The following is a 557-nucleotide window of genomic DNA, read 5'->3' as shown; positions in this document are numbered from 1 at the left end:
GTTTCTGGCTTGGCATGTATTTATAGCCATGCAAAAATTTATAATTATGCTGTTATTAATGGTCGTGCAAAAATTTACGATGATGCACATGTTTACGACCGAGCAGTAATTTACGTTAATGCACAAGTTTGCGGTGATGCCAAGGTTTATGGAGAAGCAAGAATATACCATGACGCCGTAATTTCCGAACATGCACGCGTTTATGACAATGCAGAAGTTTTCGACAACGCTACAATTTCGCACTTTGCATCCGCTTGTGACAATGCTCGTATTTTCGGTAAAGCAAAGGTTTGTAGTTTTGCCAAAATTTATGATGGAGCCCATGTTTCTGAAAAAGCTAAAGTTGGTGGTCACGCAGAAATCTCTGGAAATGCCCGTGTGTTTGGTGGTGCACTAGTTTGCGAGAATGCCAAAGTAACCGGAAATACAAAAGTATCTGGAAATGACACTGTTTTAAGATAAGGGCGTGAGGCAATAAACCATGGAAAAAAAATACGAACTTACTGATGAAACAATCGAAGTTGGGCGCAGAACGCTCCGCCGCATTCGTGCATTAA

At 40.8% G+C, this 557-nt stretch carries 1 pseudogene; it reads left to right on the top strand.

The annotated features are described in order from the left end of the window. Positions 1-462 (top strand): annotated as a pseudogene (locus ACFIJ7_RS09820) (hypothetical protein); the annotation flags it as partial. Positions 463-557 lie beyond the last annotated feature (95 nt).

The sequence above is a fragment of the Bartonella sp. MR100HLJHH genome (assembly GCF_042194215.1).
GTDB lineage: Bacteria > Pseudomonadota > Alphaproteobacteria > Rhizobiales > Rhizobiaceae > Bartonella > Bartonella grahamii.
The sequence above is the reverse complement of the archived record's forward strand: the minus strand, read 5'-3'. Positions and strand labels throughout refer to the sequence as shown.